Here is a 16471-nt window from a genome sequence, read left to right on the forward strand (position 1 = left end):
GTCAGGCCGGCGCGGGGACGTCACGGATCAGGTCGGCCGCCTTCTCCGCGATCATGATCGTGGGGGCATTGGTGTTGCCCCGCACCACGGTGGGCATCACCGAGGCGTCCACCACCCGCAGGCCGCTCACCCCGTGCACCCTGAGCCGGGAGTCGACCACGGGGCCGATCGAGCAGGTACCCGCCGGGTGGTACAGGGTCTGCAGTTCACGACGGGCGAAGTCCAGCAGCCCGGCGTCGTCCGTGGAGCGGGGAACGCGGAAGTCGGCGCGGCGGTGCTTGCGCAGACTGGGCCGGTCGGCGATGTCCAGCAGCATCCTCAGCGCCCGCACCACCGTGGTGCGGTCCTCCTCGGTGGCCAGATAGTTGTGCAGGATGTGCGGATGGGCGCTGGGGATCGCCGACCGCAGCGAGACCTTGCCGCGGCTGGTGGGGGCGAGCAGGACGGCGCCGAACATGAAGGCGTGGTCGGTGACGGGGCTGATGCCCTCCTCGTGGAACATCACCGGGACGGCGTGCACCTGGATGTCCGGGGCGGCCAGCCCCTCGTGGGTGCGGTGGAAGCCGCCGACCTCACCGACGTTGGAGGTGAGCGGGCCACGCCCCTCGGTCTCCAGCAGTCGCACATTGTCCGGCGTCTCGGCGGTCAACAGGGTTGCGGTATCGGTCAGATAGGAGAGGCCGACGTGCGGGTGGTCCTGCAGGTTCTCCCCCACGGGGAGGTCCACCAGGGGCGTGATCCCGAGGGACGCCAGTTCCCCGGCCACGCCGATACCGGAAAGCATCAGCAGCTGCGGGGAGTTGTACGCACCGGCCGACAGCACCACCTCCCGCTCGGCCCGCCGTTGCAGCAGTTCGCCGCCCCGCTCCACCTCGACGCCGCTCGCGCGATCGCCCTCGAACAGGATGCGGGTGCACTGGGCGCCGGTGAGCACCTCAAGGTTCGGCCGGGCCAGAGCCGGCCGCAGATACGCCACAGCCGTGCTGCAGCGCATGCCGTCGCGCTGAGTGAGGTGGTAGTAGCCGACACCGTCCTGCTCTGGACCGTTGAAGTCGGCGGTGAAGGGATGCCCGGCTTCCTGGGCGGCCGCCAGATAAGCAGCCATCAGCGGATGCCGGGAGCGGCCCTCGCTGACGGTCAGCGGACCGCCGGTGCCGTGCCACGGTGACCGCTCGCCCTGGAAGTCCTCGGCGCGCAGGAAGTAGGGGAGGACGTCGTCCCAGCCCCACTGCTCGGCGCCCGCGGCGGCCCAGGCGTCGTAGTCACGCCGGTTGCCGCGAATGTAGATCATCGCGTTCATCGACGACGAACCACCGAGCATCCGCCCCCGGGGCAGGAACCGGCGGCGGCCGTCCAGGCCCGGTTCACATGCGCTGAGGTAGCTCCAGTCGTACTTCGTCTGGAACAACTTGCTGAAGGCGGCCGGGACATGGATCTCCTGGGCATCGTCCGCCGGCCCGGCCTCGATGAGCAGCACACGGGTGTTCTCGTCCTCGCTGAGCCGAGCTGCCAGAACGCACCCCGCCGACCCGGCACCCACGATGATGTAGTCGTACACCCGTGTCCCCCTCCATCCGCCCTGTCCCGACCCTCTTCACCCAACCTGTGCAGGCGGGTCGCACCACACCGGGAAATCAGCCATTGTCGACGGGCGCCGGCCGGGCCCGGCCCGTCGCGCGGTTCCCCGGCGGTGGGACGGGCGGAGCTCTTGTACAGGACGCCGACGGGCTGACGACGGAGCTGCGTTCGCCGTGATTCTTCGCAAACCACCACTGTCCGTTTTTGTCTGTGGTTTCGTGATACCTTCCTCCCGCTTCTTACGCCGTCATTACATCCATGGGGGGATCGCGGATGCGCCGTCGCCCTTCCCGGAAGGACCCCCGTGACATCCCGCGCCCGCAGTCGGTTACTTGCCCGTGTCACTGGAACCGGACCGCGGTTTCCAGGCCGACGCCACGAAGGGCTGCGTGACACGGGAAGTCCCCGGCGTCCGGGCCCTGGAGACCGCGAGCGCCCCATCAGCGCGCGCCGGCCTCGCCACCGCTGACGGCACGACCGATACCGCACCTCTCCGCAACCGCGTCCCCGGAACGGCTACCGGAGCGCCGGCGAAGGCGCTGACGACGCCTCGAACGGCCCGGTTAAGCACGCCGTGTGACGGGCTGCCACCCCCTCACCGGCTCATTGGCCCTCGCTCCTGGGGCCCGCAGACGCACGCGCCATGAACCGCGATGCCTGCCAACTCCCGTACGGCACAGCACCTTCGTCCCGTAACCCACAGCTGACACCCGCATCGGTGTCACGTCTCCCATAGACAGGCTCATGAAACGAATATCCTGGGGGCACGCCGCCGCCATCGGCGCCTGCGCCTCGATCGTTCTCGCCGTCCCGGCCGCCGCCGCTCGCCACTCGGCACCAGCGGCGGGCAACGCGAGCACCTCCCACGGTTCCTACCGGTCGCTGCCGGGCGACCGGCCGGCACCGGATCCCACCGCCGCCACGGCGACTCCCGCGCCGGGCGATTCGGCGAAGCCTTCCCGGGGCGTGACGCCCGAAGAGATACGCAAGGCTCAGGAGGCGGAGCGCTACTGGACACCCGAGCGCATCCGTTCCGCCGTCCCCGTGGACGCGGTACGGGACGGCGAGAAGCTCCCTGGCGTGCGGCCCGGCGCCGCTGCGGCGGGCAGCCGTTCGCTGTCGCAGCCGACCCATCAGGCGCACGCCGGGGTCGCCACGGTCGGGGTGTTCCTGTTCCGCAATGACGACGGAACGCCGACCCCCAACCAGTTCTGCAGCGCCAGTGCCGTGACCTCGCCGACCAAGAGCCTGGTCCTCACGGCGGCGCACTGCCTCAAGAACGACAAGCCGTACCGCAATGTCGCGTTCGTGCCCGGCTACCGCGCAGGGGCTTGGCCGGCCGGGCAGGCCGGGGAGACCCCGTACGGCATCTTCCCGATGCAGCAGGGCAAGGTCTGGATCGACGGCCGGTACCTGTCCTCGTCACCCAGCGACGATGTGGACTTCGCCTTCCTGCGTGTGGGGCCCAACTCCCAGGGCCAGTTGCTGGAAGACGCCGTCGGCCGCGGCAACACCCTCACGGCCGTCCCCGCCGCCAAGCTGGCCCGCCGTGATGTCACGGTCATCGGCTACCCCGGTGGCCAGAAGACGCCGCTGCAGTGCACGAACGACACCAAGGCCTTCCAGGGCCGGTTCATGGAGATCAAATGTGACGGCTATCGCTCCGGCGTCAGCGGCGGTCCGTTCCTGGAGGGCTTCGACGGCAGCCGCGGCAACCTCGTCGGTGCCATAGGCGGCTACAAGACCGGCGGGCTCCGCGACGACACCTCCTATACCTCTCAGTTCGACAACGACGTCTTCCGTCTCTACCACCAGGCGGTCGGCGACGCGGTGCCAGACACAGTCAACCCCCTTGGCAGCGCCGCCACTTGGCAGAACGCCACGGCCTTGGCCACCGGCCGGTTCCATACCGGCTCGGTGCGCAACAACACCGGTGACCTGATCGTGCGCTGGTCCGACGGGGAGGTCTCCCTCTACCCCGGCACCCGCACGTACGGCTTCGGCAGGGACATCCAGCTCACCAAGAAGAACGAGCCCTGGAAGCAGGCGAAGGTCACCGCGGGCGAATTCACCGGCAACAACACCGACGACCTCCTCGTCCGCTGGGCCAACGGCAGGCTGAGCCTCTTCAAGGACGTCAACGAAACCACCAAGCTCACCAACGAGGTCCAGCTCAAGGGCCCCAATGACACCTGGACGCACGCCTACGGCATCACCGCAGGCCGCTTCGGCGGCGGCAACACACGACGCGACGACCTCGTGGTGCGCTGGTCCGACGGCGAGGTGACCCTCTACACCAACGTCGACGGCAAGGGCCTGCACGCGGAGAAGCAGCTCGCCAAACGCAACAAGACCTGGCCGCACGCCCGCGACATCGCCACCGGCGACTTCAGCGCCACGGCCGGCGACCAGGATCTGCTCGTTGCGTGGTCCGACGGCGAGGTCACCGTCTACGAGCACCCCGCCGCCAAGGGCCTCGATGCCGAACGCCGGCTCCGGCCCGCGAAGTCCGTATGGCGTAACAGCAGCCTCGTCACCGTCGGTGCCTTCGGTGGCGGCACCCGCCAGGACGACCTGATCGCCCGCTGGCCCGGAGGGAAGCTCGTCCTGTACGGCGAGACCACCGCCACGTCCCTGGCCCGCGAACGCGTGCTCGTTCCCCCACAAATCAGCTGAACCACCACGCCACGCGTCATGAATGCCTTCCGGTTCTCCCCGCAGAACCGGAAGGCATTTTCGCTGCGCATCGCGCCGTCGTCGTCCGCCGGACGCATCATTTGGTCCCGCTGAAGATGCGCAGGTCAGGATGGCGATGAGACTGGGTGTATGGCAGAACAATCCCGAACGCGGGTTCGGTCGTCCACGGCTGCCCGAAAGCACCAGAAGAAGACTCCGGAGAAGGACCCCGGGTCGGTGGCCCGCCGGGCCGCCGAATTGCTGCAGGGCCTGATCAGCCAGCGGGTCGAAGGTGTTTCCGCGGTACGGCGGACGGACGGCGGCTGGTGTGTCGAGGTGGATGTGCTGGAGCTGGCGCGGATCCCGGATACCACGAGCCTTCTCGCCACCTACGAGGTGAAGCTCGACGACGACGGCGAGCTGCTCGAGTACTACCGAACCCACCGCTATCGACGAGGTGCGGCCGACCAGTGAACGCGCCGCGCCGACCACTGAAAGGGCACCCCAGATGACCACGGCGACTTATTCAGGATTGTCCGGCGAGGTAATCCCCTGCCCGCCGAGGGCAGGAACCCTGTACGACGTGATGGAACTCATCCTGGACCGGGGGATGGTCATCGATGTGTTCATACGGGTGTCCCTGGTCGGGATCGAGATCCTCAAGATAGATGCCCGCATCGTGGTGGCCAGCGTCGATACGTACCTGCGTTTCGCGGAGGCGTGCAATCGACTGGATCTGGAGCACGATTCGGGAAGCGTGACCGTCCCGGAGCTCTTCGGTGGCCAGGCCGCCAAGAGCGTCGGAAAGAGCAAAGCCAAAAAAGCAGCCAAATCAATTGGCGAGAGTGTCCGCTCCGTGGTGGGCGGGGACGACGACTCGGATGACGAATCCGAGGAGGAAGCACAGCCCGCGCGGCGGCGGCGCAGCAGTTCCGCCCGGTCCGGAGCCGCTTCCCGCCGGCGGCGCTCAGAGGAGGAGTAACCCGTGACGGAGGACGGCATCTACGTCTACGGCATCGTCCGGGCCGGCCACCCGTTGCCCCCGGACCTGGGCGGAGTGGGGGAGCCCCCAGGGGTGGTGGAGCACATCGCCGAGGGGCGGCTTGCCGCGGTCGTGAGCCAGGCGCCGCCCCAGCTGCGCGCCCGTCGCCGCGACCTCATGGCACACCAGGAGCTGCTGCTCGCCCTGGCCGAGGACGGGCCCGTCCTGCCCATGCGGTTCGGGATGGTCGCATCGGACCACACAGTGGTCCGCCGACAGCTTTCGGACGCCGAGGAGCGTCATCTGGCCTCCCTGGACGACCTCGCGGGACGGGTCGAGATCAACGTCAAAGCGATGCCGGCCGACGACTCGCTCGCCGCGCTCGTCCAAGGGGACGCGACCATTCGCGGCCTGCGCGAGGCGGTGCGCCGACGCCCGAGCTACGAGGCGAACATGCGCCTCGGAGAGGCGGTGGCCACCGCACTGTCGCGCCGGGCCGCTGAAGCGGGCCATGACATCGTGCGTGAGCTGACGCCCCGGGCCCGTGCGGTCGCCGCCGGGCCGGAGGTATCCGGGTGCCAGGTCAATATGTCGTTCCTGGTGGACCGGAGCGACAGCGCCGACTTCACCGCGGAGGCGGAGCGGCTCGCCCGGCACCACCGCGATCGCGTCGCACTCCGGGTGGCGGGCCCGCTGCCCTGCTACAGCTTCCTCGAACCGCGCGCGCTCGCGGGCAGGACCGGAGGATGACATGGGGCTGATCAGCGGTGTGCTCACGCTGCCGCTCGCGCCCGTGCGCGGTGTGGTCTGGGTCGCCGATCAACTTGCCCAGGCGGCCGACCGTGAGCTGCACGACCCTTCCGTGATCCGCGCCCGGCTCGCCGCGCTGAACCATGAATTCGAATCCGGTCACCTCAGCAAAGAGGCGTTCGAACGTGAAGAGGAGCAACTGCTCGACCTGCTGTACGAGAGCTGACGGGCCGCCGGCGAGAGGCGTCGCGCCGGGACCGACGGACGCACCGGTGGCCTGCCCGCACGAAGAGGAAGGAGTGACCACGTGACCGACGTCGATGAGAGATGGGCCGCTCCTCCCTCCAACGGCCCGAGTACCTCGAACCTCGCCGACATCCTCGAACGCGTCCTCGACAAGGGGATCGTCATCGCCGGCGACATCAAGATCGACCTCCTCGACATCGAGCTCCTCACCATCAGGCTGCGGCTGTTCGTCGCGTCCGTGGAGACGGCCAGGAAAGCCGGCATCGACTGGTGGGAGACCGACCCCGCACTCAGTTCCAAGGCAGCGCGCAACGAGCTGCGGGAGGAGAACGACCGGTTGCGCGAGCGCGTGGAAGCACTGGAGTCCGCCGAGGACGGCGGCTCGCCCTCTTCCGGGACGAAGGACACGGCAGGGGCGCGGACATGACGACGGAGCAGCCGGGCACCCCGGAGAGCGCCACCTCGACCTACGTCTTTGCCGTGTGCCGACAGCTCGACCCGGCCGCCCTCAGCGGGCTCGCCGGCCTCGCCGAAGGCTTCCCCGTACGCGGTCTGTGCTTCGGGTCCCTCACGGCGGTCGTCCAGCATGTCCCCGCCGCCGAGTTCACCGAGGACGCCTGGCAGCAGCGGCTGTCGGACCGTGAAGCGCTGGAACACTGCGCACGGGCCCACCACGAAGTGGTGACCGCGGCCGCCGCCTGCGGCCCGACGGCACCGCTGGCGCTGGCCACGCTCTACCGGGGCGACGAGCGAGCGCGAGAGGCCCTGGGAGCGGACACGGACCGCTTCACCGCGGTGTTGGAACGCATCGCGGACCACGCCGAGTGGGGGGTCAAGGTCTACCTCCCCGCGGCGACCCCCACACCTTCCGCGACCGCACCCGCAGCACCCCTCCCGGGCGGCGACGGAGCGCCAGGAGGAGCGGGCCGCGCCTACCTGGAACGGAAGCGGGGGCTGCGCCAGGCACGCGAGCATCACCATGACCGTGCGCTGCAGACCGCCGAAGACATCGATGCCGACCTGACCCGCCTGGCCACCGCGACCCGCCGGCTGCGCCCGCACGGTCCGGAGTTGACGGGGGAGAAGCACCGCCTGCAGGTCCTGAATGCCACCTATCTGCTGCCGGCCGTGCGCGCGAAGAGACTGCTGGACTCCGTGGAGCGCCTGCGGCACCGCACCGGAGCCGAGGTCGAGGTATCAGGTCCCTGGGTCCCGTACTCCTTCGTCGGGGAGGTGTGAGCCATGTCCGTCGGGCAGCCCGTCCCGTGGGAAACACCGGGTCCGCTCTCCGGCCCCGTCGGTGTCCCGCTGGTCGACCTTCTGGACCGCGTCCTGTCCACCGGAGTCGTCATCAGCGGGGACCTGGTCATCGGCATCGCGGACGTGCCGCTGGTGCGGCTCTCCCTGCATGCGCTGCTCTCCTCGGTCAGCGAACGGGTGCCCGCGCCGTGGTCGGATTCGGGCCCGCTGTGAGGGAACGAACCGGTCCGTGCGAGAGCAGACTCGACATCGACCGTGAGCAAATGGGCCGCGACCTGGTCTCGCTGGTACTCACCGTGGTGGAACTCCTGCGGCAGTTGATGGAACGGCAGGCGATCCGCCGGGTGGAACAGGGAGACCTGAACGACGCGCAGGTGGAACAGATCGGGGAGACGCTCATGCACCTCGAAGAGCGGATGACCGAGCTGTGCGATCAGCACGGCCTGCGCCTCGAAGACCTCAACCTCGATCTCGGTCCGCTGGGGTCGCTCCTGCCACGCAATTGAGGACCCTCAGCTGACTGCCCGGCCACAGGGGTCCGGTACGCCGTCGGACGGCCCGTTGCCCGGGACGTGCTTGCTCTTGGACCAGGCGACCAGCACGAAGGTCACGCTGATCAGGAGTGCCCAGGCACCGATCTTCTCCACGGCCACCGGCTGCCAGCCGTGCAGCTGGTCGGGGTAGCGCCAGGCGCCGAGGTAGGTGGCGATGTTCTCCGCCAGCCACAGGAAGAAACCGATCAGGGCGAAGCCGAGCGCCAGAGGCATGCGATGGCGGGTGTGCCCCACGGTGAACTTCACCTGCGTCCCGGCCGTGGCCGCGATCAGCGCGAGGGCGAGGGGCCAGCGCAGGTCCGGAAGCCAGTGATGGCTGAAGAAGTTCACGTAGACCGCGACGGCCACCACCGAGGTGGCTCCGGCGCGGTAGCGGCTCAGCTCCAGATCCATCACATGCCAGGCGCGGCATACGTAGCTGCCCACCGCGGCGTAGAGGAAGCCGCCGTAGAGGGGCACGCCGGCGAACTTCAGCACAGCCGGCTCCGGATAGCTCCAGGACCCCAGGGCCACCTTCACCACTTCGAAGGCCAGCCCGATCACATGACACACCGCGATGACCGCGAGGTCCCGCCCGCTCTCCCAGCGGCAGGCCAGGAACACCACGGTCAGCAGCACCCCATAGACGACCAGCAGGTCATATCTGGCGATGGGCAACTGCGGCAGCGCCTGGGACACGGCCACGCCCGACAGCAGGGCGATGGCGAAGGCACAGCAGCGCGTCTCCAGCCAGGCGAAGAGAAGGGTCTGTCGCAGAAGGGTGTTCACGGTGGACATGTCTAGAGCGACGCAGGGGACCCGCGCACCGGTTGCCGCGGGCCCGTGGCCTGGGCCGTCGCCGATTTGGTTAACCGTGCAACCATCGCGGGCCTTTGCGAGTCCTTCACATGCCACACATTTCCATCACCATGGAGGGGGATCTCCCTTGCGTATGCGCCCCGTGACAGCGACGGCCCTCATTGCCGGCGCGCTGGCCTGCTTCGTCGCCACCCCGGCTCAGGCCGCCGAGTACCACTCGGCACTGAAGGTCCGCGGAGTCCAGTACGACGCGCCCGGCCGGGACTCCAACAGCTGCTCCTCCGGCAACACCGACGAGGAGTACCTGACGATCAAGAACTACTCGTCCTCGGCGACGATCAACCTCAAGGGCTACGTGGTCAAGGACGCCACCGGCAACCGCTTCACCTTCACCGCCAGTCACTACCTTCAGCCCGGTGACTATGTGAAGCTCCGCGGCGGCCACGGCACCGATTCCGACAAGTACAACGTGGTCTACCGCGACAACTGCAACTTCATGTGGAACAACGACCGCGACACGGTCTACCTGTACAAGCCCTCCGGCAGCCGCTCGGACGTCCACTCCTACACCAAGAGCGGATCCGATTCCGACGGCAACGGGTACATCCGCTACCACGCCTGAGCCGGATGCCTGCGGGCCCCATCTCCCCGGCGGAGGTGGGGCATCCGCACGGCACGGACGCGAGAGGGCCTGCCGCTGCGGTCCGACATCCTGAAGGCCACCGGCGTGGGGACGGCCGCTCACGACCCTGCCGTCCGAATACGCTTGTCCGCCGCTCCGGCGCCGCACTACCTTGCCGAGGTGGACCTCTTCTCACGCTCCTGGACGGCGCTGCGCACGGCGGTCGCCGAACTCCCGGACAAGGACTTCGAGCAGCCGTCCGGCTGCACCGGCTGGCTCGTGCGGGACCTCGTGTGCCACCTGGTCATCGACGCGCAGGACGTCCTGATCACCCTTGCCACCCCCACCGGAACGGAACCGACCGTCAACGCGGTGACCTACTGGAACGTCGAGGACCAGCCGCCGACCGGCGAGGACCCGCTCGACGCGCTGATCGTCCGGCTGGCCGCCGCGTACGAGGAGCCGCGCCTGCTGAAGTTCCACCTCGACGACGTCGGCTCCGCCGCCGGACGCGCCGCCGAGCTCGCCGACCCCGGTGCCCGGGTGAGCACCCGCGACGAGGTTCTCACCGTGGGCGACTACCTCACCGCGTACGTTCTGGAATGGACGCTGCACCACCTCGACCTGATCGCCTGCCTCCCCGACGCGGCGGAGCCGCCCACGGAGGGCCTGGCCCGGTCCCGCGCGATGCTGGAAGAGATCGCCGACGCCGCGTTCCCCGCATCGTTCACCGACAAGGACGCACTTCTGGTCGGCACCGGCCGCCGGGCACCGACCGAAGGGGAGAGGGCCGCACTCGGCGAGTCGGCCGCGAAACTGCCGCTTTTCCTCGGCTGATACGTCCGCGGTGGACGGAGAGACGGACAGACAGACAGACATACCGGGTGGGTGCGGCAGGCGCCCTGCCGCACCCGACCGCCTCCCTTTCCTGCCCGGACGGTCAGCCGAGACGGGCGACGGCGCGCACCGGAGCGCCGTCGGCGGCCAGCCGGATCGGGAAGAGCGAGACCTCGACGGGGCGTTGGGCGGCCTGGGCGTCGAGGACGGGCCCCAGGTTGGTGAGGTTCTCGGCGATGACGGCGCCGGCTCCGCACAGAAGGCGATGGGCGGGGAGCGAGCCGTCGGCCTGCGGATCGCCGGGGACGGGAGTGGGGTCGATGCTCAGGGCGTCGACGGCGACCGTGCGGACGTGCGCGTCCACGATCACCCGGGCGGCTTCGGGGGTGAGCCAGGGATGGGCGAGGTAGTCGTCCGTCCCCCAGTGCGCGGACCAGCCGGTGGCGAGCACCAGCACCGCCCCGGGGCGCAGCCGCTCCAGGGCGGGGGCGAGGTGGTGGGGCGTGAGGGCCGCGCGCGGCGCCAGGCCGCGCAGGTCCGCAACGACGGCCGGACCGGTGAAGCGGTGCAACGGCACCTCGTCCAGCGTGGGCCAGCTGTCGTCCACGTGGAAGGGCGCGTCGACATGGGTGCCGGACTGCGAACCGAGGTGCAGACGCTGCACGTTGACGCCGTCGTCGGTGACGCGGAGTGCGGCGTCGACCTCCACCTCGGGATCGCCGGGATAGACGGGCATACCGGTCACGAGGGGGACGGACAGGTCGACCCAGGCCGGCGAGCCGGTTGATGGCATGGCGGTCGTTGTCATGGGGAGAGCTCCGGTGAGTCGGCTCAGGCTTCGGTGGGCGAGAGCTCCGGGGGAGTCGGGTCAGGCTTCGGTGGGCGCGAGCCCGACCGCGGCGGCATCCGTGCCCGGACCGGTGATCGGCGGGACCGGGACGTCGACGGTGCGGACGAGCCGGGCACCTTCCGGGCCGTAGGCCGCGCGGGGCTCGGGGAACAGCGCCAGCAGGGAGAGGAAGAGCAGCGCGGCGGTGGCCAGGGACAGCGGCAGGCTGATGTCGATGCCGTGCGCGAGCCCGCCGAGCGGCCCGACGAATTGGCCGGGGATGTTGGTGAAGACCACGCCGACCACCGCGGAGACCCACCAGGCCGTCATCCCGCGCCAGTTCCAGCCATGGGCGAACCAGTAACGGCCGCCGCGCTGCCGCCGGTTGAAGACCTGCAGGGCGTCGGGGTCGTACCAGCCGCGCCGGGTGTAGAAGCCGAGCATCATCACGACCATCCAGGGAGTGGTGCAGGTGATGATCAGCGTCGCGAAGGTGGAGATGCTCTGTACGAGGTCGAGCCAGAAGCGGCCGATGAAGATGAAGGCGGTGGACACCGCACCGACCAGCACGGTCGCCTGCACGCGGGAGAGCCGGGGGAAGACGCTGGAGAAGTCCAGCCCGGTGCCGTAGAGCGTGGTGGTTCCGGTGGACATGCCGCCGATCAGGGCCAGCAGGCACACGGGCAGGAAGTACCAGCCGGGGGAGATGGCGAGCAGTCCGCCGACGTAGTCGGGGGTGCCGGGATCGACGTACTGCGGTGCCTTGGTGGCGATGATGCTCGCGGTCGCGAGCCCGAAGACGAACGGCAGCAATGTCGCGATCTGGGCGAGGAACGCCGCGCCGACGACGCGGCGGCGCGGGGCGTCGGCCGGGATGTAGCGGGACCAGTCCCCGAGGAAAGCACCGAACGACACGGGGTTGGAGAGCACGATCAGCGCGGCGCCGATGAACGACGGCCAGAACAGGAACTGCCCGCCGGCCGCGTGGGCCCCGGCGTACGAGGGGTCGAAGTCGCCGGCGAAGGCGAACGCGCCGAGGAGGAAGAGCGCCGTGGCCGCGGTAACCGCGATCTTGTTGATGAAGAGCATGAACCGGAACCCGTACACGCACACCACCATCACCAGCCCGGCGAACAGCGCGTAGGCCACCACGTACGAGATCCCCGAACGCGGCAGGCCGAGCAGTCGGTGGGCGCCGCCGACCAGCGCGTCACCGGAGCTCCAGACCGAGATGGAGAAGAAGGCGACAGCGGTGAGCAGTGACAGGAACGACCCGACGATGCGGCCGTGCACGCCGAGATGCGCCGACGAGGCGACGGCGTTGTTGGTGCCGTTGACCGGGCCGAAGACGGCCATGGGACAGAGGATCAGCGCTCCGGCGACCAGCCCGAGAAGGGTGGCGGCGAGCCCCTGCCAGAAGGAGAGACCGAAGAGGACCGGGAAGGCGCCGAGAACGCAGGTGGAGAAGGTGTTGGCGCCACCGAAGGCGACCCGGAACAGGTCCAGGGGCGTCGCGGTGCGGTCGGCGTCGGGGATCTTCTCGATGCCGTAAGGCTCGACTTCGGTGAGGGAGGGCGGGGCTTGCTGGGTCACGCGGACTCCTGCGGGCTGCCGGGCGGAAAGGGGCTTGCTCGGGTTGCTGATGGCCCGATGACCTGCAGTGTCCGGGGGAGCGGGGCAGTCATCAACGTGTCGGAAAACGAGAATGAGGGGTTGCCTCTTGAGCGATCGAACAAGAGGATTGCGCGATTGCCACAAGCCTGTGAGGAGGACGTATGCGAGTGACCGTTGGCGACCTGGTGCGGATCCCGCACCTGCGGCTGGCTCTGTTCGCCGGCGGGGGCGGGCTCGACCGTCCCGTCTCCTGGGCGCACGCCTCCGACCTCGACAGCGTCCATGACTGGCTGGCCGGCAGCGAACTGCTCATCCGGAACGGCCGCACACTGCCACCACTGGGCGCGGACCAGGCAAGACTGCTGCGCAGCCTGGCGGACGTCGGCGCCAGTGGCCTGGTCATCGGGGAGGATCCGCAGACGCCGTCCCTGCGCGAGGAGCTGGCCGCCGCGGCCGAGGACTGCGGCATCCCCATCCTGGTGGCCCCGTACTCGGTGGGCTTCGCCGCCATCTCCCGGGCGGTCGCGGACGCCAATTCCCGGGACGATGCCGCCCGGGTGGGTCAGGTCGAGCGTGTCTACGCCGCCGTCCGCGACGCTCTGGGCGGCGTACCCACGGAGTCCCCCGTGGCCCGGCTGAGCCGCGAACTGGGCTGCCGCCTGCTGCTGTTGGACACGGCCTCGGCCCACCCCGTGGATCCCTCGGCACCGGAACCCGAACCCGCAATGCGCGCGGCGGTGCTGGCGGCGGTCCAAGCCTGTGAGGGAAAGATCCCCGGCGTCCTCCGTCTGCCGTCAGCCGACGGCACCTCCCTCGCGGTGGAAGTGCCCGCCGAGGAGCCGGCCCTCCTGGTGGCCGAAGGTCTCCCCAGCGCCTCGTCCGACACCTCGCTCCTGCACCACCTGGCCACCGTCGCCGCCGTGGAGGTCGCCCGGCATGCGATGGCGCTGGAACACCAGCGCCGGGTCCGTGGAGAACTCCTCGCCCACCTGCTGGACGCACGGACCGACGCACCGACGGCCCGGCAGGAACTGGAGGCGGCCGGACTCGATCCGTCGGTCTGCGCTCTCGTGGCCGCGCAGCACGGCGACGAGTCGGGCCAGCGCGATCTGCATCTGACCCTGGGCCGACGCCGCATACCCCACCTGCTGCTCAGACGCGACCCGCTGCTGCTGGCCTTGCTCCCCGATGACCCGGACGTGCTCCTGACCGTACGGAACAAACTGGGGCCCGCCGTCCTGCTCGGGGCGAGCGAGGTGCTCGGCGTCCCCGACCGGCTCCCGACGGCGCACAAGGAGGCCATGTGGGCGCTGACACTCGCCGCGACGTCGGCGGAGCGGATCGCGCGGTACGGCGACGACTCCGCCCATACGGTCCTGCGCAGCATCGACGAGGCCCGCGTCGTGGTCGACCGGGTGCTGGGACCCCTGCTGGCGTACGACGCGGCACACCGAACGGATCTGGTCGGTTCCCTGGACGCCTTCCTGAACTGCCGCCGCTCCTGGCAGCGTACGGCCGCCGCCCTGAACGTCCATAAACAGACCGTGATGTACCGGATGCATCGGGTCGAACAGCTCACCGGCCGCACCCTCGCCACCACCGGCGACCTCGCGGAGCTCTGGATCGCCCTGCAGGCCAGGGATCTCCTCGCCGGTCCCGCACGCACAGAGGGTCCGCACTCCGACGGCCGCGCAGCGGGCGACTAGGCCGCTTTTTCGATCAGCACGGGCCCGCGATGATCGAAAAAACACGGCCTAGGCGCGGCGGATCCGGGCGGCCAGCATGTGGCCGGCGCACGGATAGACCACGGCGGGCAGCCCGTAGTTGAGCACGGTCCGCACCCATACGGTGTCCATGGTGAACAGATCGTGCGACCAGCCGGCCAGCCGGCCAGCCGCCGCATTGAACGAAGTTGACCAGGTCGTTGGTGCGATGTGCGTCGAGGAGGGCGAACAGGATCCACCGGGCGAGGATCACCGCGGTGAGGTCGCGAGGCCGGGCGCCGATCGTCGACCCGCGTTCCGCTCCGCACCACGGCGGGGGCTCAGCGTGCGAGCAGGCGCTCCCAGTTGCCGTGGGCGATGAGCTCCCGGTCCGCCGGCGTCAGCTCGGCGCATTCCAGGAAATCGCGGGCCCTGCCCTCGCCCACGTCCTGGGAGGGGTAGTCGGCCGAGAACATCACGCGTTCCACGCCGACGATCTCGATGGTGCGCTGAAGGTAGGTCTGGCTGAGAATGCCGCTCGGCGTGTACGAGACGTTCTGCCGGAAGTAGTCGCGCAACGGCCGGTCGAGCTTGACCGTCGAGTCCAGCGACTCCATCCGTTCGAGGAAGAACAGCACGACCTCGCCCCAGTGACCGAGGATGATCTGCAGGTCAGGATGCCGGTCGAGGGTTCCGGCGAGGATGAGGCGCATCAGCTGGATGCCCGTCTCGTAGTGCCAGCCGATGCCGGGACCGGCGAGGGCGAGATCGACCTCCTTGCCGAAACCCGAGTAATAGGCGTCCCTGACCGCGCGGTGGGGGAGCTGCGGGTGGATGTACAGGGGGACCCGCAGCTCCGCCGCCGCCTCGAAGAGGGGACGGAAGCCGGGGTGGTCCATATTGTGCTCGCCGGTGCGGCCGAAAATCATGGCGCCCTTGAGGCCGAGCGTGTCCACGGCCCGGTGCAGCTCCGTCGCCGACTGCTCCGGGTCCGGCGTCGGCAGGGTGGCGAAACCCTCGAAGCGGTCGGGCCGGCCGGCCACCGTGTCGGCGATCAGATCGTTGGTGCTGCGGGCGAGGGCGACGGCCTCGGCGGCACCGGTGTTGGACAGGCCGGGCGTCGTCAGAGAGAGGACCTGGACGTCGATGCCGGCATCGTCCATGATCCGGATCCGCTCGGCGGCGAGGTCCACCAGGCATTCCTCGATGCGGGGTTGGTCGAAGATCTCCAGGCTGTCGTCCTGGTGGTCCGGTGGCAGCGCGCGCCAGGCGTCGAGCACTTCCTTGGTGGCGAGGTGTTCCTCAATCGCGATGATCTTCATCATGCCAGCGGTGTCCTTGCGCGGTCGATGACGAGTCCGGCTGGTCCGCAGCGATCCGGATGACGATCGATCAGTGCTGCTCTACGGCTGCGCTGCGTCGGAGAGGCGATGCTGGCACGGATCAGGAGAGGCAGTGCGTATTGGCCTCGGGGCGGTGTGATGGTGTCGCACAGGTCGGCTTGCGCGGGCGCCAAAAGGCGGGATCACCCTCGCCGGGACGTACAGCCTGCCGCCCTTGTGCAGGCCGAGCGCGGAGGAGGGCCACACCGTCGCGCCTCCGGGGGCGTCCGGCGGGCGTCCATGATCAACTCCACCGTCGCACGCCGCGACGGCGGTATCCAGCCACTCGACCACCACTAGTCGGCGCTGGAAATTCCTGCGATGTGGGCGCGGTAGGCCGCAATCTCGTCGTCGGTGAGTGCCAAGCGGCCGGGGCCGGCCTGGTCGGCCGGAAGCTTGGTTGCCTGGACCGCGGCCTGGTACAGCGGACCGGGCAGATTCAGCAGCAGCTGTCCCTGCTCGGCGGTCTCGATCACCATCCAGGAGTCCGCGTTGGCGTCGTGGACGTCGGTGACCCCGATGGTGCTGATGGCGGTAACGGTCAGAACCGGAGGTATATCACTCATGCCACCTCCCTATCAGGCATGGCCTGCAACGGCGAATCGCCGTGGGCGACGCCTGAGCCGGCATTCGGTCACCG

General features: G+C 69.5%; 18 protein-coding genes. 12 read left to right on the forward strand and 6 right to left on the reverse strand.

Annotated elements, in window-relative coordinates; translation table 11 throughout:
• Position 1: 1 nt before the first annotated feature.
• Positions 2-1558, reverse strand: coding sequence for a GMC family oxidoreductase (locus ACGFWI_RS05085; RefSeq protein WP_393904520.1), 1557 nt, complete (start codon positions 1556-1558; stop codon positions 2-4).
• A 764-nt stretch (positions 1559-2322) separates the two neighbouring features.
• Here ACGFWI_RS05085 and ACGFWI_RS05090 point away from each other — a divergent pair.
• From ACGFWI_RS05090 to ACGFWI_RS05130, 9 genes are all read left to right on the forward strand, one after another.
• Positions 2323-4254, forward strand: coding sequence for a trypsin-like serine peptidase (locus tag ACGFWI_RS05090; protein WP_393904521.1), 1932 nt, complete (start codon positions 2323-2325; stop codon positions 4252-4254).
• Between the two features lie 150 nt (positions 4255-4404).
• Positions 4405-4728 carry a gas vesicle protein gene (locus ACGFWI_RS05095; RefSeq protein WP_393904522.1) on the forward strand — a complete coding sequence of 108 codons (324 nt, stop codon included), beginning with the start codon at positions 4405-4407 and terminating at the stop codon, positions 4726-4728.
• Between the two features lie 34 nt (positions 4729-4762).
• Entirely contained in the window at positions 4763-5236 is a 474-nt protein-coding gene (gene gvpJ / locus ACGFWI_RS05100; RefSeq protein ID WP_393904523.1) for a gas vesicle protein GvpJ, read from the forward strand.
• Between the two features lie 3 nt (positions 5237-5239).
• The gene (locus ACGFWI_RS05105) at positions 5240-5986 is read left to right on the forward strand and encodes a GvpL/GvpF family gas vesicle protein (RefSeq protein ID WP_393904524.1); all 747 of its coding nucleotides are present in this window, start codon (positions 5240-5242) and stop codon (positions 5984-5986) included.
• A 1-nt stretch (position 5987) separates the two neighbouring features.
• Positions 5988-6212: a gas vesicle protein GvpG gene (locus ACGFWI_RS05110; protein WP_244416569.1), complete on the forward strand. Its 225-nt coding sequence runs from the start codon at positions 5988-5990 to the stop codon at positions 6210-6212.
• A gap of 81 nt (positions 6213-6293) precedes the next feature.
• Positions 6294-6659 (forward strand): gas vesicle protein, encoded by a 366-nt coding sequence (locus tag ACGFWI_RS05115; protein ID WP_393904525.1) that lies wholly within the window; start codon positions 6294-6296, stop codon positions 6657-6659.
• Positions 6656-7471 carry a GvpL/GvpF family gas vesicle protein gene (locus ACGFWI_RS05120; RefSeq protein ID WP_393904526.1) on the forward strand — a complete coding sequence of 272 codons (816 nt, stop codon included), beginning with the start codon at positions 6656-6658 and terminating at the stop codon, positions 7469-7471. Before ACGFWI_RS05115 ends, ACGFWI_RS05120 begins: the two co-directional genes overlap by 4 nt.
• 3 nt (positions 7472-7474) lie before the next feature.
• Positions 7475-7705: a gas vesicle protein gene (locus ACGFWI_RS05125; protein ID WP_393904527.1), complete on the forward strand. Its 231-nt coding sequence runs from the start codon at positions 7475-7477 to the stop codon at positions 7703-7705.
• A complete protein-coding gene (locus ACGFWI_RS05130; RefSeq protein WP_393904528.1) occupies positions 7702-7998 on the forward strand; it encodes a gas vesicle protein K in 297 nt (98 codons plus the stop codon). The genes ACGFWI_RS05125 and ACGFWI_RS05130 overlap by 4 nt, the downstream gene beginning before the upstream one ends.
• A 6-nt stretch (positions 7999-8004) precedes the next feature.
• Here ACGFWI_RS05130 and ACGFWI_RS05135 read toward each other — a convergent pair whose 3' ends face one another.
• Positions 8005-8823 (reverse strand): DUF817 domain-containing protein, encoded by an 819-nt coding sequence (locus tag ACGFWI_RS05135; RefSeq protein ID WP_393904529.1) that lies wholly within the window; start codon positions 8821-8823, stop codon positions 8005-8007.
• Positions 8824-8977: 154 nt separating this feature from the next.
• On the opposite strand from ACGFWI_RS05135, the gene ACGFWI_RS05140 reads away from it, so the two are divergent.
• Both ACGFWI_RS05140 and ACGFWI_RS05145 read left to right on the forward strand, forming a co-directional pair.
• Positions 8978-9466: a lamin tail domain-containing protein gene (locus tag ACGFWI_RS05140; protein ID WP_393904530.1), complete on the forward strand. Its 489-nt coding sequence runs from the start codon at positions 8978-8980 to the stop codon at positions 9464-9466.
• Between the two features lie 180 nt (positions 9467-9646).
• Entirely contained in the window at positions 9647-10303 is a 657-nt protein-coding gene (locus ACGFWI_RS05145; RefSeq protein ID WP_393904531.1) for a maleylpyruvate isomerase N-terminal domain-containing protein, read from the forward strand.
• 103 nt (positions 10304-10406) lie between these two features.
• Here ACGFWI_RS05145 and ACGFWI_RS05150 read toward each other — a convergent pair whose 3' ends face one another.
• Together ACGFWI_RS05150 and ACGFWI_RS05155 are read right to left on the reverse strand one after the other, a co-directional pair.
• Entirely contained in the window at positions 10407-11111 is a 705-nt protein-coding gene (locus tag ACGFWI_RS05150; protein ID WP_393904532.1) for a cyclase family protein, read from the reverse strand.
• 60 nt (positions 11112-11171) lie between these two features.
• On the reverse strand, positions 11172-12725 hold the full coding sequence (locus tag ACGFWI_RS05155; RefSeq protein ID WP_393904533.1) for a purine-cytosine permease family protein: 1554 nt from the start codon (positions 12723-12725) through the stop codon (positions 11172-11174).
• Between the two features lie 182 nt (positions 12726-12907).
• Here ACGFWI_RS05155 and ACGFWI_RS05160 point away from each other — a divergent pair, with 182 nt between their 5' ends.
• Positions 12908-14452 (forward strand): PucR family transcriptional regulator, encoded by a 1545-nt coding sequence (locus tag ACGFWI_RS05160; protein ID WP_393904534.1) that lies wholly within the window; start codon positions 12908-12910, stop codon positions 14450-14452.
• Positions 14453-14790: 338 nt separating this feature from the next.
• Here ACGFWI_RS05160 and ACGFWI_RS05165 read toward each other — a convergent pair whose 3' ends face one another.
• Both ACGFWI_RS05165 and ACGFWI_RS05170 read right to left on the reverse strand, forming a co-directional pair.
• Positions 14791-15774 (reverse strand): amidohydrolase family protein, encoded by a 984-nt coding sequence (locus ACGFWI_RS05165; protein WP_393904535.1) that lies wholly within the window; start codon positions 15772-15774, stop codon positions 14791-14793.
• Between the two features lie 353 nt (positions 15775-16127).
• On the reverse strand, positions 16128-16397 hold the full coding sequence (locus ACGFWI_RS05170; protein ID WP_393904536.1) for a hypothetical protein: 270 nt from the start codon (positions 16395-16397) through the stop codon (positions 16128-16130).
• Positions 16398-16471 lie beyond the last annotated feature (74 nt).

It is taken from the genome of Streptomyces sp. NPDC048434, assembly GCF_043200375.1.
In the GTDB taxonomy this organism is placed as follows: domain Bacteria; phylum Actinomycetota; class Actinomycetes; order Streptomycetales; family Streptomycetaceae; genus Streptomyces.

What these genes read in the sequence shown, in the direction of transcription:
- ACGFWI_RS05090 (WP_393904521.1), top strand. Translation starts at nt 2,323, where the DNA reads ATGAAACGAATATCCTGGGGGCACGCCGCCGCCATCGGCGCCTGCGCC.
- ACGFWI_RS05095 (WP_393904522.1), top strand. Translation starts at nt 4,405, where the DNA reads ATGGCAGAACAATCCCGAACGCGGGTTCGGTCGTCCACGGCTGCCCGA.
- gvpJ (WP_393904523.1), top strand. Translation starts at nt 4,763, where the DNA reads ATGACCACGGCGACTTATTCAGGATTGTCCGGCGAGGTAATCCCCTGC.
- ACGFWI_RS05110 (WP_244416569.1), top strand. Translation starts at nt 5,988, where the DNA reads ATGGGGCTGATCAGCGGTGTGCTCACGCTGCCGCTCGCGCCCGTGCGC.
- ACGFWI_RS05120 (WP_393904526.1), top strand. Translation starts at nt 6,656, where the DNA reads ATGACGACGGAGCAGCCGGGCACCCCGGAGAGCGCCACCTCGACCTAC.
- ACGFWI_RS05125 (WP_393904527.1), top strand. Translation starts at nt 7,475, where the DNA reads ATGTCCGTCGGGCAGCCCGTCCCGTGGGAAACACCGGGTCCGCTCTCC.
- ACGFWI_RS05135 (WP_393904529.1), bottom strand. Translation starts at nt 8,823, where the DNA reads ATGTCCACCGTGAACACCCTTCTGCGACAGACCCTTCTCTTCGCCTGG.
- ACGFWI_RS05140 (WP_393904530.1), top strand. Translation starts at nt 8,978, where the DNA reads ATGCGCCCCGTGACAGCGACGGCCCTCATTGCCGGCGCGCTGGCCTGC.
- ACGFWI_RS05150 (WP_393904532.1), bottom strand. Translation starts at nt 11,111, where the DNA reads ATGACAACGACCGCCATGCCATCAACCGGCTCGCCGGCCTGGGTCGAC.
- ACGFWI_RS05160 (WP_393904534.1), top strand. Translation starts at nt 12,908, where the DNA reads ATGCGAGTGACCGTTGGCGACCTGGTGCGGATCCCGCACCTGCGGCTG.
- ACGFWI_RS05165 (WP_393904535.1), bottom strand. Translation starts at nt 15,774, where the DNA reads ATGATGAAGATCATCGCGATTGAGGAACACCTCGCCACCAAGGAAGTG.
- ACGFWI_RS05170 (WP_393904536.1), bottom strand. Translation starts at nt 16,397, where the DNA reads ATGAGTGATATACCTCCGGTTCTGACCGTTACCGCCATCAGCACCATC.